At 63.3% G+C, this 16102-nt stretch carries 13 protein-coding genes; 10 read left to right on the top strand and 3 right to left on the bottom strand.

Going from position 1 to position 16102, the window contains the following annotated elements:
* Positions 1-85: 85 nt before the first annotated feature.
* Positions 86-691: an oligoribonuclease gene (orn, locus tag INT29_RS12270; protein WP_319020895.1), complete on the bottom strand. Its 606-nt coding sequence runs from the start codon at positions 689-691 to the stop codon at positions 86-88.
* A gap of 169 nt (positions 692-860) precedes the next feature.
* Between orn and INT29_RS12265 the strand changes: the two genes are divergently transcribed.
* The 3 genes from INT29_RS12265 (at position 861) to INT29_RS12255 (ending at position 5415) form a co-directional block, all read left to right on the top strand.
* A complete protein-coding gene (locus INT29_RS12265; RefSeq protein WP_193071787.1) occupies positions 861-2480 on the top strand; it encodes a hypothetical protein in 1620 nt (539 codons plus the stop codon).
* A 224-nt stretch (positions 2481-2704) separates the two neighbouring features.
* Complete coding sequence (locus INT29_RS12260; RefSeq protein ID WP_193071809.1) at positions 2705-3649, top strand: tetratricopeptide repeat protein; 945 nt, start codon at positions 2705-2707, stop codon at positions 3647-3649.
* Positions 3650-3702: 53 nt separating this feature from the next.
* A complete protein-coding gene (locus tag INT29_RS12255; RefSeq protein WP_193071786.1) occupies positions 3703-5415 on the top strand; it encodes a hypothetical protein in 1713 nt (570 codons plus the stop codon).
* A gap of 116 nt (positions 5416-5531) precedes the next feature.
* Here the strand turns inward: INT29_RS12255 and INT29_RS12250 are convergent, their stop codons facing one another.
* Positions 5532-6026 (bottom strand): hypothetical protein, encoded by a 495-nt coding sequence (locus tag INT29_RS12250; RefSeq protein ID WP_413463160.1) that lies wholly within the window; start codon positions 6024-6026, stop codon positions 5532-5534.
* The gene (locus INT29_RS12245) at positions 6017-6367 is read right to left on the bottom strand and encodes a hypothetical protein (protein ID WP_101574284.1); all 351 of its coding nucleotides are present in this window, start codon (positions 6365-6367) and stop codon (positions 6017-6019) included. The genes INT29_RS12250 and INT29_RS12245 overlap by 10 nt, the downstream gene beginning before the upstream one ends.
* A 161-nt stretch (positions 6368-6528) precedes the next feature.
* On the opposite strand from INT29_RS12245, the gene INT29_RS12240 reads away from it, so the two are divergent.
* From INT29_RS12240 to INT29_RS12210, 7 genes are all read left to right on the top strand, one after another.
* Positions 6529-7506, top strand: a complete 978-nt coding sequence (locus INT29_RS12240; RefSeq protein ID WP_226841914.1) for a CPBP family intramembrane glutamic endopeptidase — start codon at positions 6529-6531, stop codon at positions 7504-7506.
* 58 nt (positions 7507-7564) lie between these two features.
* Positions 7565-8776 carry a cysteine desulfurase family protein gene (locus INT29_RS12235; RefSeq protein ID WP_101574225.1) on the top strand — a complete coding sequence of 404 codons (1212 nt, stop codon included), beginning with the start codon at positions 7565-7567 and terminating at the stop codon, positions 8774-8776.
* Entirely contained in the window at positions 8773-9966 is a 1194-nt protein-coding gene (mnmA, locus tag INT29_RS12230) for a tRNA 2-thiouridine(34) synthase MnmA (RefSeq protein WP_193071785.1), read from the top strand. Before INT29_RS12235 ends, mnmA begins: the two co-directional genes overlap by 4 nt.
* Positions 9967-10052: 86 nt before the next feature.
* Positions 10053-12101, top strand: a complete 2049-nt coding sequence (locus INT29_RS12225; RefSeq protein WP_193071784.1) for a S9 family peptidase — start codon at positions 10053-10055, stop codon at positions 12099-12101.
* The gene (locus tag INT29_RS12220; RefSeq protein ID WP_226841911.1) at positions 12094-13227 is read left to right on the top strand and encodes a hypothetical protein; all 1134 of its coding nucleotides are present in this window, start codon (positions 12094-12096) and stop codon (positions 13225-13227) included. The genes INT29_RS12225 and INT29_RS12220 overlap by 8 nt, the downstream gene beginning before the upstream one ends.
* The gene (gene ligA, locus INT29_RS12215) at positions 13224-15392 is read left to right on the top strand and encodes an NAD-dependent DNA ligase LigA (RefSeq protein WP_193071782.1); all 2169 of its coding nucleotides are present in this window, start codon (positions 13224-13226) and stop codon (positions 15390-15392) included. The genes INT29_RS12220 and ligA overlap by 4 nt, the downstream gene beginning before the upstream one ends.
* A gap of 116 nt (positions 15393-15508) precedes the next feature.
* Complete coding sequence (locus tag INT29_RS12210) at positions 15509-16030, top strand: hypothetical protein (RefSeq protein WP_193071781.1); 522 nt, start codon at positions 15509-15511, stop codon at positions 16028-16030.
* The last annotated feature ends 72 nt before the right edge of the window (positions 16031-16102 follow it).

Here is a 16102-nt window from a genome sequence, read left to right as displayed (position 1 = left end):
GATGAAGTCATCATTTCACAAGTACGAAGAAAACGGCGCATTGCGCGGTTTTCTTAAATCGGTGCGGGAGCGCTGCGATGCCGGCTCAGCGCGAGATATGTGACCCCACCTCGGCGGCAATGGACTTCGCCTCTTCTGACGTCGGCCCCTCAGCTGAGAAGACGGCCTTCCGGTAGTACTGGAGCTCCATGACCGAGTCGAGGATGTCGCCGAGGGCACGGTGGCCGCCGTGCTTCTCCGGGGACTGGAAGTAGGCCCGGGGGAACCACTGCTTGCTCAGTTCCTTGATCGAGGACACATCGATGATCCGGTAGTGGAGGTGATCGACGAGCTCAGGCATCTGCTTCGTGAGGAACACTTTGTCCGTGCCCACGGAATTGCCACCCAATGGTGCCTTGCCGGCCTCCGGGACATGCTGCTTGATGTACTCGAGCACCCGAGCCTGCGCATCGGCGACCGTCGTTCCCGCATCGAGTTCGGTGATGAGTCCCGAACTCGTATGCATCTGGGTGACGAAGTCGTTCATGTTCTCCAACGCCGCAGCGGAGGGCTTGATGACGATGTCGATGCCCTCGTCAAGGGGATTGAGGTCGAAGTCGGTGATCACAGCCGCCACTTCGATGAGCTCGTCCCTGACTTCGTCGAGGCCGGTCATTTCACAGTCGATCCACACAATTTTGTCGTTGCTCACCAGCCCAGCTTAAAGCAGAGCGTGGGCCGTGGGCATCTCGCTTCGCTGTGCGCACCGACACACGCTGAGTACACGCACAAAAACAATACGCGCGCAGTGACTTAAACTTGGACTGTCCCACGGGTCAACGTGGGACCAGAAGAGACTTTGTTGAGGGAAGGGTTCGTACGTGCGCTACACACTTGCTGTGATTCTCATGGTGGTGGGTGTCGTTGTCGGAGGCCTCGGAATTCTGCAGAAGACCCTGTGGGCGCCGGACGACCAGATCACCGCGACCACAGAGATCGATGCAGACACACCGGCTGTCGTCGTCGACCCCGGAATGCTCAATCTCTACGAAACCCCCGCGACCCTCGAGGCCAAGGGCTCCGGTGATCTGACGATCGCTCAGGCCCCGATCGAAAACGTCGACGCCTGGACCGGAAACTCCCCAGTCGCACACGTGACGGGACTGGCACCCGATGGCGGACTGACCGTGAAGCCCGAAAACGGCGATGCCAAGATGCCCAGCCCGGCCGGAGCCGACCTCTGGACCGCCGAAGTCACCGGAGCAGACTCGGTCAAGCTCGACTGGACCGATGATGCGAACCGGACAGGCTTCCTCATCGCCGGCAGCGGTGAACCAGGCGACGTCAAGACCGTCACCATCTCCTGGCCCAACCACGCGGAGACCCCTTGGGCCATCCCCCTGATGATCATCGGCGGGGCACTGTTCGTCGGCGGCATCGTCGTTCTCTTCTTCAACCGCAAGAGCGCGAAGAAGGAGAAGAATCGGCGCACGGCCCGCCAGGAACGCCGCCGCAAACTGGCGGAATACGGAACCGCATTCGCGATCGTGCCGGTGCTCGCTCTGAGCGCCTGCGGACCTGAAGAGCTGCCCAAGCCTGAGCCCTCGGAGGCCCCGAGCACTGCAGCAGCCGGCGTCAACGACGACCAGGCCAAACGAATCCTCGACTCCGTGGCCGACGACATCAAGGCTGCGGATAAGAAGACTGACAGCGCCAAGCTGAAGAAGCGTGCAACCGGGCCTGCCCTGCAGCAGCGCGAAGACGCCTACAAGGTGCAGGAGAAGGTCGAGAAGCAGAAGCTGCCGCCGGCAGTGGCCAAAGAGAAGGTCGTCGTCAACTACACCGCGGCCACCGATTCTTGGCCGCGCATGACCAGCCTCATCACCTCGGCGGGCAATGACACCCAGCTCCTCGTCCTGACCCAGGAAGATCCGCGCTCCGACTACAAACTGTGGTCACAGACCCAGTTGGTCCCGGGCACCAAACTTCCCGACATTCCCGACTCCCGACAGGGATCGGCACTCCTTGATCCGAAGACCAAGGACTTCGTGACGACCCCGGAGAAGGCAGTCTCCGACTACGCCAAGGCGCTGGGTTCGGGGAAGGACTCGAAGGAAGCCAAGAAGTTCGAGACCGATGACTTCTCGAAGTCGATCTGGAAGAACCAGGCAGCACAGAAGAAGAGTGCCGAAGACGGCAAGGCCGAGGTCGACTACAAGTACACCCCGGGCAAGGAGATCGTCGCGCAGGGGACTGCCGGAGACGCCGCCGTCGTCACCGGAGTCGTCGAGGCCGAGTCCACGATCTCTCCGGAATCCGTTGACGGACGCACCGGAACCCTGACTCTGTCCACCCCGCAGAAGGAGCTGACCGGATCCGACAGCACCCAGAAGCCGGTGACGACGAAGACAACCCAGGTCCTGACGTTCCTCGTGCCCAAGGATGGCAAGGTCCGCCTCATCGGCGGCCTGGAGACTCTCAGCGGCGTCGAACTGAAATAGCCCGGGCTTAGAATAGTCGGCTGGTCCCGAGGCTGAATAGTCGCAGGGCCGCAGTTTGAAATAGTCGCGGGCCCGGCGGTGTTGATACGTTCTATGCTGGATGTCATCAGCACCGTCGGAGCTTAAGAATTCCCGACGGACCTCAGCACTGTAGGATTCCCGACGGATACGCACCACGCACCGTACGAATTCGCACTTCCCGCAACAAAGGAGACCACGTGTCAATGGATCCCTCGCAGGACAACGCACAGCCGAACCAGGGACTCGACCTGTCCGCGGTGCGCAGCAAGAATCTGCCGCACGAGGAGCAGCGCGGTGGACCGGGGCAGGTTGCCAACGCAGCGGCGGACCCGAGTGCGGTTCCAGTACCGGCCTTGGTATTCGACGTCGACGAGGCCAGCTTCAACGACGTCATCGCGATCTCTGACCGGGTTCCCATTGTCATTGACCTGTGGGCTGATCGCAGCGAGGAGAGCAAACAGCTCTCTCCGGTCATCGCACGCCTCGTCGAGTCCTTCGGCGGTCGGCTGGTCCTGGCACGCGTCGATGTCGACGCCAATCCGCGCCTGCAGCAGGCCTTCGGCGTCGAGTCGATCCCGAACGTCATCGCCATCGTCAAGGGCCAGCCCGTACCTCTGTTCCAAAGTGTGCTGCCCGAGCCGCAGGTGAAGGCCTACTTCGATGAGCTGCTGAAGCTGGCCGGCGAGAACGGTGTCACCGGTCATGCTGTGGTTGCCGGAGCCGAGCAGGAACCAGCGGGCCCCGCCCACCCCGAGGCAGAAGAGGCCCTGAGCCAGGGAGACTTCGACACAGCCGAATCCCTGTTCAAAGCTGCCCTGGCCACATCGCCGGCAGATGAGGAAGCGAAATTCGGTCTGGCCAGAGCCGGACTGGGGCGTCGCCTCATCGATGCCGATCCTCAGCAGCTCATTGCCACCGCCGATGCGAATCCGAAGGACGCCGAAGCGGCCAAGGCGGCTGCCGATGCAGAGATCGTGGGAGGCAACCCGAGCAGTGCCTTCAATCGACTGATCTCTCTGATCCGCGTCAGCGCAGGCGATGAGAAGGAAGCGCTGCGTCTGCGGGTTCTCGAACTCTTCGAAGTCCTGGGCGCGGATGATCCGGCCGTGACCAAGGCACGCACAGCATTGATGAGGGCCTTGTTCTGAACCAGAGAATCCGTCTCACCACAGCCATTCTGTTCGCGGTCGCAGCGGTGATCGTGGCAGTACTGGTGATCTCAGCGCTGTCCGTCGTCGGCACCGACGAGGTCACCGAGACCGACGCCTTCAAGGTCAAGGACGGCGCCTATGCCGTCGTCCTCGACGAGGCGATCGTTCCCTATTCGGGCACCAGCGTCACCGTTGAGGCCGCGAATGCCGACGGTAAGAAGCTGTTCGTCGGCACCGCCAACGGCGTCGACACTGACAGCATCCTCGATGGTGTGGCACAGGAGCAGATCAGCAACGTCGAGTTCCCGAACACTCTCGAGCACCGATTCATCCCCGGCGACGCCGCTCCCGAAGCGACGCTGACAGACAGGGACTGGTGGACCAGCAAGGACACAGGGGAGAAGGTCGCGAAGACCTTCGACCTCGACGCCGACCCGCAGGTGCTCGTCATCTCCGCCGCAGACAAGGGCGAGAATCTCGATGGAACCACGGTCTCGCTGAAGATGCGTGTGGAGGGAGTCCTGGCATTGAGCCTGCTCGGCATCGCATTGGGCATCATCTTCGCCGGATTCGCGGCCTACTTCTTCCTGCGCTGGTTCAATTGCCGGATCCGACCGGAGAAGAAGCCGGTCGCGCGAAAGACTGACCGCGGGTCGGGTCCAGGGGCCGGCCTCGGCGCTGGGGCGAACGCACAGGATTACACGACGGGCACCGGTCGGGTGCGAAGCTCCCGCCTCGTGAAGAACCCTGATGAGGCGAAGGCAGAGCCACCTCGGCGGAGGAACACACGAGGCAGGCGCTCACTGCGCTCGGTCACAGCGTTGAGCCTGACGACGGGAATGGCCTTGAGCGGATGCAGTGCGCTGCCCGTGGCGCAGCCGCACAGCCCTGAGATCACGCCCTACGAGCGCACGGCGATGCGCCCGGGTGAGGCCGGGAAATTCATGACCGACTACACCGAGTCGCTCGATAAGATCCTCGACGACGGAGGTACCGACCTCGAGAAGATTCAGGGCGAACCCCTGATCGATCGGACCCGCGCCCAGATGCAGATCGCGAAGAAGGCTAAGCAGAAGCTGCGGGCACCGAATTTCAGCGAGGTCGTCGCCGGTAGCCCGAGCTTCACCGAGTACCCGATGTGGTTCTACGCCTTCGGCACCTCCGACGGTGATAAGAAGCTCACACAGGTCCAGCTCGCGACCCGGGAATCGGCGGCGACGGATCCGATCGTGCGCACCGCCTCCTACATCCCGACCGATCAGACGCCGACGCTGATGGCCGACGGGCACGGCGCAGTCAAGCCCGGGCCCAAGGGATTCGACGATGAGATGACGAAGACCGCGGACCAGGTCTCGAAATTCCTCGCCGACGGCAAGGCCGATAAGGCCGATGCCAAGGGGCTGAAAGAAGGCGGGTTCAAGGATTTCAGGGGCTACCTGGGCGACCTGCGGGGTAAGGACTCCGGATTCGACAAGGTCGATATCTCCTGCAAACCCTACGAGAAGCTCGACTTCACCTCGATGACCCTGAGCACCGAGCACGGCGCCATCGGGATGGGCGAGGTCCGCTGCACCCTGACGATCAAGGTCCCCGACGACTATTCGGTCGACCTGGGTGACACCATCGAGGCGGTGAAGACCAACGACAAGGACGGCAACACCGTCAAGGTCGACACCGCCCATCCGTATGTGCTGATGAAGACCAAGGATGAGCTGAGCGCCGTGTCCACCGACTGGAACGTGCTGTCCTCACACATCGAGTGACGGTCTCGTACATCGAGTGAGACTCACGCATCAATTGACAGTCAGGCCCCGCCGAGGTTGGGCCTGACTTTTCAATTTGGGTGGTCTTCGCTGGTGCGGCCTCGGTCGGTGTGACCTCAGCTGGCGCGGATTCTGCGGCCCACGAGGGAGAGCCACCAGAGTCCGACGAGCGGCAGGATGAGTGGGATGAACCCGTAGCCGCTGCCGAAGGACGACCACACGGAGGGCTTCGCGAAGTCTTCCGGATGGGTGAAGCTGAGGATGCCGACGACGATGACGCCCACGAACTCGATCACGCAGGCGCCGATCGCAATCCGGTGCGAGATGCGGTTGCCGATGACCAGGCAGATTGTGGCCAGGATGTAGATGATCGCGGCGATCACGGACAGCGAATACGCGACCGGTGCCACGTCGAACTCGCGGATGACCTGATAGCCCGCGCGAGCTGTGGCCGATAGAGCGAAGACTCCGTAGACGGCAGTCAGTGCCCGGCCCGGGCCGGTGTGCATCGCCGAATACGGTGAGCGATTGCGTTTCGCGGCGCGGTCCTTCTTCGCCGAGGCGGCCGCTGAGCGGACACCGCCACCGTCGTGTCGCTTCTTCAGTGCCAAATCTGGTCCAATCTCTCGATCATGACGATCACCGTCAGCCCTGCTGCTGCGAGCACGCCCGGCCCCCACCTGCTCAGTTCCGCGAACGCCCAGAAACCAGCCAAGGCGATGACGAGGATCGCGGTGATGACGTAGCCGAAGTACAAGAGCGGATCGACGCCGTGGGTCGACCCGAACGTGGCGATCGAGAGCACCAGCTGCACGATGAGCAGCAGCAGAAGCAGTGCAGTCGCGCCGAGCAGCAGTTTGCCGGCGGGTCTGTTGCGGATGGTTTCGACGATCGACCAGATGGCCAGAACGGCGGAGACGGCATAGAGCACGATGGTGAAAACGGTGAACACCCGACCCAGTTTAGTCGGCACCGGACTAAGAACTGTCATCGGAGCACTCGCCTCAGCACTCAACGGTGCGCAACAGAGCACTCAACGGTGCGCGAAGAGAGTCCGCGCCCAGATTCCACAGACCTGCAGAACAATAGATGTTGTTGATACTGTCGGAGCATATGCCTGACACCTTCGATGACTTCTTCCCATCCACCTCGACAGTAATGGACCGTGGGGACCGCCTGCGCAGAGTTCCCTGGGCCGCGTTGGTCACCTTCGTCGCCGTCTCCTTCGGACTTGCCTGGCTGGTGAGCCTGCCTCTCTGGATGGCCTCCGATGACCGCCCGGCGCCGGCTTTGGTCAGCCGTATGGTGCCGATGGTCATGATGTTCACGCCGCTCATCGCAACAGTGGTCGTGGTGTTCGTCATGAAGGTGCCCCGACACGAGTGGGCGCGGTTCCTCGGCCTGTGGCCGCTGCGGCCCGCCAAACGAGTCGTCTGGTTCGCGGTCATCATGACGGTGGCTCCCTTGGTGCTGGTGTGTGCATGCATCGCGATCTCGGCGCTCTTCGGCTGGATCCACCTCGATCTCGTTCACTTCTCCGGCTTCCAGGAGACGCTTGATGCTCCTCTCGAACCGTCCATGCTCTGGCCGGTCGTCCTGATTCAGGTGGCGATTGTTCCCTTGGCGTCGGTCTTCAACGCGCTGCCGGCCTTCGCTGAGGAAGCAGGCTGGCGGGGCTGGCTGCTGCCCGCATTGCGGCCATTGGGAACCTGGCCGGCGCTGCTGCTCAGCGGGGCCATCTGGGGGTTGTGGCATTCGCCGATCATCCTTCTGGGCCAGAACTTCGATGAGCCGAACATCTGGGGCGTGCTGCTGATGACCGGCGGTTGCATCGCCTGGGGAGTGCTCTTCGGCTGGCTTCGTCTGCGCACCGGGTCCATCTGGCCAGCCGTCATTGGTCACGGCTCACTCAATGCTTCGGGCAACCTCGTCTTCCTCGTAGGTACGGCGGGCGACTCCGCGAATCTTCCTCTGGTCAATCCGCTCGGTGTCTCCGGCTGGATCGTCATCGGCATCGTCGTCATCGTTCTTGCCCTGACCGGACAGTTCAAACGCGAGCCGCAGCTCCGCCGACAGTCGGTCCGGCAGTGACTATGAGATGCGGCACTGATCCTGGCCGAAGTGCCGATCACGACCTAAAATAGGGAGAGTGCCGATTTACCTTGATCACGCAGCCACCTCGCCGATGCCGGCAGAGGTGCTCGACGTCTACACCGACGAACTGAGCCGACGGGCCAATCCCTCGGCTCTGCACACCGTGGGTCAGGCCGCGCGGATGCGTATCGAGACCGCCCGCGAGGACATCGCCCGTGGTGTCGGCGCAGCCACATCATCCGAGGTCATCTTCACTTCCGGCGGCACAGAAGCCGATAACTTCGCACTCAAGGGCCTCTACCTGGCCCGCAACGACTCCACCTTCGAAGCACCGGTTCGCCCGCGCGTGCTCACAACGACGATCGAGCATCATGCGATCCTCGACTCGGTGGAGTGGCTGGGCACTCAGGGTGCCGAAATCGTCTACCTCGACGTTGACGAAGAAGGCCACCTCGATCTCGATGCCGCCCTGACCGAACTGCGCCACGCCCCCGAGCGCACCGCTCTCATCTCCATCATGGCCGCGAACAATGAGATCGGCACCCTCCAGCCGATCGCCGAAATCGGCTCGTGTGCCAAAGATCTTGGTGTTCCCTTCCACATCGACGCCGTGCAGGCACTGGGCCAGATCCCGCTGAACTTCGCCGAGCTCGGCGCGACCGCCATGTCGATCACCGCCCACAAGATCGGCGGGCCCGTGGGCATCGGCGCACTGCTGCTCGACCGCGCCGCCGTTCCTGCGCCCATCCTCCACGGTGGGGGACAGGAACGTGGAGTCCGTTCCGGCACACTCGACGTGGCCGGTGCCGTGGCCTTCGCGAAGGCCGTGGACCTCGCCACTGCCGATATCGACGCCCGAGCCGCCCGCTTCTCATTCCTGCGCGACCGGCTCATCTCCGGCATAGAGGACACGATTCAGGGCGCCACCCTCTCCGGTCGCCGAGGTGGAGGCAGGCTCCCCGCGAACGCGCACTTCACATTCTCCGGGTGTGAAGGCGATTCCCTGCTCTTCGGCCTCGATGCGAGAGGACTGGCGACCTCAACGGGCTCAGCCTGCTCGGCCGGGGTCTCCCGTCCCTCCCACGTGCTGCTGGCCTGCGGCATGAATGAGGACGTCGCCAGATCAGCACAACGATTCAGCCTCGGCCACGACTCGACCGAAGACGAAGTCGATCGCCTTCTCGAGGTTCTGCCCGAAGTCGTCGAACAAGCACACCAGGCTGGAATGGTCTCGGCCACTCCACGCTGGATGCAAGGAGCATCATGAAAATTCTCGTCGCCATGTCCGGCGGAGTCGACTCATCAGTCGCCGCAGCACGCGCCGTCGACGCAGGCCACGAAGTCGTCGGAGTCCACCTCGCCCTGTCCCGCATGCCCGGAACCTTGCGCACTGGTTCACGCGGCTGCTGCACCATCGAAGACTCCCGGGACGCCCACCGTGTGGCCGGAATGCTCGACATCCCGTTCTACGTGTGGGACTTCTCCGAGAGGTTCAAAGAGGACATCGTCGATGACTTCATCGCCGAATACGCGGCCGGGCGCACACCCAACCCGTGCATGCGCTGCAATGAGCGCATCAAGTTCGCGGCCCTCCTCGATCGTGCCCTGGCACTGGGCTTCGACGCCATCGCCACAGGCCATTACGCCGAGGTGCTGCGCGACGAGAACGGACTCCCCGAACTTCACCGCGGAGAGGACCTCGCGAAGGACCAGTCCTATGTCCTCGGCGTACTCTCCGGCGATCAGCTCGAACACTGCTATTTCCCGATCGGCGCCACCGCATCGAAGGCGGAAGTCCGCGCCGAGGCGGCCGAGCGTGGGTTCTCCGTAGCCAACAAGCCTGACTCCTACGACATCTGCTTCATCCCCGACGGCGATACGAAGGCGTGGCTGGCGGACAAGATCCCCATGCGTCCGGGCCTCATCAAGGACGCCGAAGGTGAAACCCTGGGCGAACACGATGGTGCGATGACCTACACCATCGGCCAGAGAAAGGGCCTGGGCATCCAGAAGCCCGCCGCCGATGGTCAGCCGCGCTTCGTCACCGGCCTCGACCCGGCCTCGAACACGGTCACGGTCGGCTCCCGCAGTGATCTCGGAGTCGCTCACCTGACCGGCATCCGAACCACCTGGGCCGGTCCGGCACCGGCCGATATCGGCACCGAACCTGCAACCGCCATCGACTGCGAGGTCCAGATCCGGGCGCACAGTGACCCGGTTCCGGCCAGGGCGTGGCTCGGCGACTACATCTCCGAGGCGCCCGAACATGAAGTCAACCCGATCGTCGATGAGGTCGAGGTTCCGGCCGCACGACCTGCCGGGCAGCTCATGCACATCGACGTCGACGAGGAACTCTCCGGCGTTGCTCCCGGGCAGACCATGGTCATCTACCGCGGAACCCGGGTTCTCGGGCAGGCCACCATCGACGTGACAGCCAAGGACCGCCTCGGCGTCTGAGGACGATTCGTCCGGCTCGGCGTCTGCGGGCAAAGACTGCTGCAGCGTCTGAGCTGTGGTCTTCGCCCCTGCGTTAACCTGGGGGTATGAAGGAATTTCCCCAAGATGTCGTCACGGCACCTTTCGGAACCTGGTCGTCTCCGCTGAGCGCGGCGGAGGTGGCTGCGGGCTCCGCACCGATCTTCGATGCCGCATTCCGTGGTGAGCACATCTACTTCTCGACGAAGGTCCCAACGGAGAATTCGCGCACAGGCCTGATCCGGACGTCACTGTCACATCCGGGGCTGAAGGAGCAGGTGCTGCCCGCAGACTTCAACATCAGGTCCTCGGTCCACGAATACGGGGGAGGCGCATGGGCACTGGATCCCAACAGCGATGTCATCTACTTCGTCAACGCCTCAGACCAGCGGATCTGGCAGATCATTCCAGGCCGATCTCCGCACGCCCTGACCCCTGATACTTCCGGCCGCATCCGGTACGGCGACCTGACGATGACCCGCTGGGGTCTGCTGTGTGTGCGCGAGGACTGCCGGTCCACCCGCAGAGAACGAGCCATCGTCCTGATCACCAGGCACGGGACGACGAATGTGCTCTCACGCCATTCCTACTTCATGGCGTGGCCCCGCCTGTCACCAGATGGTTCGACACTGGCGTTCATCGGCTGGGAACATCCCAACATGCCCTGGGACCAGACGAACCTGTGGCTCATCGACGTTCGCACCCAAGACACTCCCGTCGCCGGCGTCATGCGCGGACACGATATATCGCTCCTGCAACCCGAATTCACCTCGGACTCCTCGCTCATTGTGAGCTCGGACCACAACGGTCACTGGGCCCTGTACTCATTGGACTTCGAACCGATCGACTGTCTGGTGCGCGACCGCCGGGCTGCCAAAGAGTCCAGGCAGACGAGCACAGACTCCACGGATAAGTTCAAGGACTCCACGCGGACAAGCGAATTCGCTGATGAGCTCGACGTCACCGCTCTGCGACCGCTCCTCGACACCGGCAGCGAGATCGGCGGCCCACTCTGGCAGCTGGGAGCGATCTGGCATCTGAATGATGACGAGGAGATCTGGGCCCACTCCCAGTCAGCGACCTCTTCCCTCGTCAGAACACGACTCCCACGGTCGGGCAACGACGTCCTCAGCAGTGACTTCGAAGAGATCACCGCACCGGGAGAGCCGTTCGGCAGCCTCGAACTCCACGACTTGAGCCACAGCCATATTCTCCTGACCGCGAAGTCCGCGGACTCGACCGGTGCCCTCTACGCCGTGGACCGGGCCACCGGCACCTTCATCGAGATCGCCCAGGAACGCCTCGACGCACACCAGGATTACTGCTCGCGGCCTCGAACGCGAGAGCTCGGCGGCGTCCCTGTCGTCATCCACCCGCCGCACAACCCACGATTCACCGCCCTTGAGAGCGAACGCCCGCCCTACGTGATCTCCATCCACGGAGGACCGACAGGTCAAGCGACCCCCGACATGTCCGCCCGGTTCAGCTACTTCACATCCCGAGGCATCGGGGTGATGGAGGTCAACTACGGCGGTTCGACCGGCTACGGCAGGGCCTGGCGCAACCGTCTGCGCGGCCAATGGGGCATCGTCGACGTCTCCGACACCCTGGCCGCGGTCGACGCATTGGTGGCTGAAGGGCTGGCCGACCCCCACCGGATTGCGATCTCCGGAGCCTCCTCAGGCGGGTGGACGGTGCTGACCGCGTTGGCCTCCTCAGAGACCTTCGCCTGCGGCACCTCCTACTTCGGGGTCACCGACCTGATGCGCTTCGTCGTGGACACCCACGACTTCGAGAAGCACTACATCGACGGACTGGTCGGCCCCTGGCCGGAGGCCCAGGACGCCTACATCACCCGGTCACCGATTCGACGTACAACGCACATCACTGTCCCCGTGGCCATCATGCAAGGCGATCGCGACCCGATCGTCCCACCCAGTCAGGCCCAGGAATTCGTCGATACCTTGGAATTGACCGGAGTGGAGTACATTTACCGTCTGTACAAGGGCGAATCCCACGGGTTCGTCCGAGCTGAAACCATCATCGATTCCCTGGAAAGCGAGTTCGGGTTCTATGCCGACGTCTTCGGAATCCCACACAGCCGCAACCATGGCTGAACCGACCGAAACCCCTGCCGCCCTCGCACCCGCGGGAACGACCACCGGCATCTGGATCCCCGGCCCCCGGCCCGAGGCCGAAGCTGGTTCCCTGTCCGGGGCCGCCGGCTACATCGCGAACAGCCCCGTCCGTGAGGCGGCCGCAGCGGCGTTTGATCACCTCGGCGAGCAGCTGCCGCCCGTACCGCTGAATGCTCACCGGGCCGAGGACCGGTGGGGCGCAGACGCGATCGGGCGAGCTGTCGGTCTGCTCACCGACCTTCACGTCGACCGAGCGTCCTTCGGTTGGCGCCTGACGAGCGCAGCGGGTCGCGACGAACGACTCGAATTCTCTGCACTCAGCGAGGCCTTCGACGCCATCGCCGAGTACGGTGACGGCTACACCGGTCAGGTCCAGGTCTCCCTGCCCGGACCGTGGACCGTGGTCACCGCCCTGAGCCTGGCCTCCGGGGCCCCTGTCCTCGGTGATCTCGGTGCCCGCCGCGATGTCATCCAGGCCTATGCGTTCGGACTGGCAGCCTTCGCCGACAAGCTCTCCACACTGGGCATGGCGCCTGTGATCCGCCTCGTCGAGACCCGCCTGCACCCGGTCCTCACCGGCACCTGGCCCACGGTCTCCGGCTGGGCCACCCTGCCCGCGGTGTCCGAGAATCAGGTCTACGCCGCTCTGCAGTCGACGCTGCGGCATCTGCCCCCGGTGCTGCTCAGCCTCCCCGATTTCGATTCCCTTGCGCTGCAGGGCAAGGAGATCACCGCCGCCGAGGTGGTCCGCAATTCCGGTGCCACCGCTGTGTCAGTGCCGTTGGCTAGCCTGAAGGCACACGGGTGGGAGCAGCTGGCCATGATCTCCGAAGCGGGAGTCGGGACATGGATGGGTCTGCCGCCGGCCGCAGGAGCGCGTCCGAAGGAGGTCAAGCACTGGTTGAACAGGATCATGACGCCGTGGAACCGCATCGGCATGAGCACTAGAAGTCTGCGTGATTTCGGAGTCCTCGCGGGCGAAGAGCTTCCGATGACCTATCCGCCGCTGCTGACCTCGGTCGACGGAGACGGTGCCGAGAACATCAGCACGGGAACGATGATGATCGCCGCAGGTCTGCGGCGTGCCTTTGAGGAGATCGAATGACAGACACGCCCGATAACTCAGACCTGTCGGATGCCAGCTCCCGGGCTCAGGCGCATGCGGAACTCGTGGAGAAGATCGAAGAATATCGTGGGGCGTACTACCAGGACTCCCTGCTCGTCTCCGACACCGAATACGACGATCTCGTCCACCGCCTCCAAGACCTCGAGGAGAAGTTCCCCGAGCTCATCACCGACTCCTCACCGACCCAGACCGTCGGCGGCGTCATCGACACATCGACCTTCGACCCGGTCGAGCACATCGGCCGGATGTACAGCCTCGACAATGTCTTCGACGTCGAAGAACTCAGAGGATGGTACGACCGGGTCCGCGCGGCCACCTCGGCGAAGTCGAAGTTCCTCTGCGAACTCAAGATCGACGGACTCGCCGTCAACCTCCTCTACCGCAACGGTGAACTCGTGCGCGCCGCCACCCGCGGTGACGGACGTATCGGTGAGGACATCACCGCGAATGTCCGCACCATCTCCGACATCCCGGACAAACTCGACACCGACTACCCACCCGCCGAGGTCGAGATCCGCGGGGAAGTGTTCTTCCCTCTGGAGAAATTCACCGAACTCAATGCCGCTCTCGTCGCAGAGGGCAAGGCCCCATTCGCGAACCCCCGCAACTCCGCCGCGGGATCCCTGCGCCAGAAGGACCCCGCCGTCACCGCTGTACGTCCGCTGCACATGCTCGTCCACGGCATCGCAGTTTGGACACCGGCCGATGATTCGCATCCCGAACCCGCACATCAGTCCGAGGTCTACGAGGCGTTCAGAAGCTGGGGACTGCCCATCAGCGAATACTTCAAGGTGCTGGACACGGTAGACGAGATCGAAGACTTCATCACCTACTACGGTGAACACCGCCACGATGTCACCCACGAGATCGACGGCATCGTAATCAAGATCGACGATATCGCCGTCCAGGAGACCCTGGGCTACACCTCACGTGCACCGCGCTGGGCGACAGCCTTCAAATACCCGCCCGAAGAGGTCACCACGAAGCTCCTCGATATCCAGGTTCAGGTGGGCAGGACCGGTCGAGTAACCCCGTTCGCGGTGATGGATCCGGTCACCGTGGCCGGATCCACGGTGGAACGTGCGACCCTGCACAACGGCTACGAGGTGGCCCGCAAGGGCGTGCTCATCGGGGACATTGTGACCCTGCGCAAGGCCGGCGACGTCATTCCCGAAGTCCTCGGTCCGGTCGTCGCCCAACGCAACGGCAACGAGTACGAGTTCGTCATGCCCACTCACTGCCCCTCGTGCGGCACGAAGCTGGGGGAGCAGAAGGCAGGCGATAAGGACAAACGCTGTCCTAATGCCCGGTCATGCCCGGCCCAGCTGGCTAATCGCATCTTCTACCTGGCATCCCGTGCGGCCTTCGACATCGAGGCCCTGGGTGAAGAGGCGGCTCTGGCTCTGACCGCTCCAGCCGAGCCCGAGGCGCCGCCGCTGACCTCCGAAGCGTTCCTCTTCGACCTCACGGCTGAAGATCTGGCCGAGGTGAAGATCTGGCGCAACAAGAAGGTCAAAGGTGTGGAGACGGGGGAGCGCGAACTCGTGCCCTATTTCTACACCCGCGCAACTGCGAAGAAGCCGAGTGCTCCGAGCGCGAACACGAAGAAGCTCTTCGATGAACTCGACAAGGCCAAGGACCAGGACCTGTGGAAGGTCCTCGTCGCACTCTCGATCCGTCACGTGGGTCCAACTGCAGCACGCACCCTAGCCGGACATTTTCGAACCCTCGAAGCCATCCGGGCTGCTGAACTCGAAGAGCTCTCAGCCGTCGACGGAATCGGATCGACGATCGCGGCGAGCATCCGTGATTGGTTCGCCGTGGATTGGCATATCGAGATCGTTGAGGCCTGGGCAGCCGCCGGAGTCCGGATGGAGGACGAGCCTCAGGAAGCCGGAGCCCAGACTCTGGAAGGTCTCACGATTGTGGCCACCGGTTCACTGTCCACGTTCACCCGTGACGGAATCAAAGAGGCGATCCTCGGCGCCGGCGGCAAGGCGGCGAGTTCCGTGTCGAAGAAGACCGACTATGTGGTGGCTGGGGAAAACGCCGGGTCGAAGTTGGAAAAGGCCGAATCGTTGGGCGTCAGGGTCCTCGACGAGGACACGTTCCGCACGCTCCTGGAGACTGGCAGCTTCGACTGACGATCTGTGACGAGCCGTGATCTGGCGCACTCCTGCCACGGATTCGTCACCGAACATCAAGGATCATCTCAGCAGCAGTGAAGTGGGGAAACAGTTTGATCTGGAAGAGTGATGGTATGAAAGCAATTCCCCGATTGATTGCCGGCACTGCCGTCGTTCTCGCCGCAGTACTCACCACGGCACCGGTGACGGCAGGCATTGCCGACTACATCCTCAACCCCGGACAGCAGCCGACCAAACGTGCGGCTCCCGCACTGACCGGTTCCTCAGCTTCACCGCTCGCCCCCGCCCGAACCCGCGATGACGACAAGTCTCGCAACGGTGACACCACCGGCGACGACAATCGCGACGGTGATCAGAATCGTGAGAGTAACCACGCCGCCAATGCGCAGCCCCACACGGAGACGACGCCCGACGGCGGGCTCGACTTCGTCAGCGCCACGGCACCGAGTGAGAGTGCCGGTCTGGTGGCACACACCGTTGCCGACGCTCAATCACGAGTCAATGACCTCGCCGGCGATCTGCAGGCAGGAGTCGCGTCCGGAGAGTTCTCCCAAGCTGACGCCGACAGGGTGCTCGGGGACATCTCGAGCTACATCAGAGGCGAACGCACCTGGCCCGAACAGTCCGCCACCTGAGTGACCCGCCTCGGCGAAGCCACGCACTGATGCCCCGGCGAACCTCACATCGTTCCCTTCAGAACCGGTCCG

The organism is Brevibacterium sp. FME37, assembly GCF_014897485.1.
Lineage (GTDB): Bacteria > Actinomycetota > Actinomycetes > Actinomycetales > Brevibacteriaceae > Brevibacterium.
The sequence above is the reverse complement of the archived record's forward strand: the minus strand, read 5'-3'. Positions and strand labels throughout refer to the sequence as shown.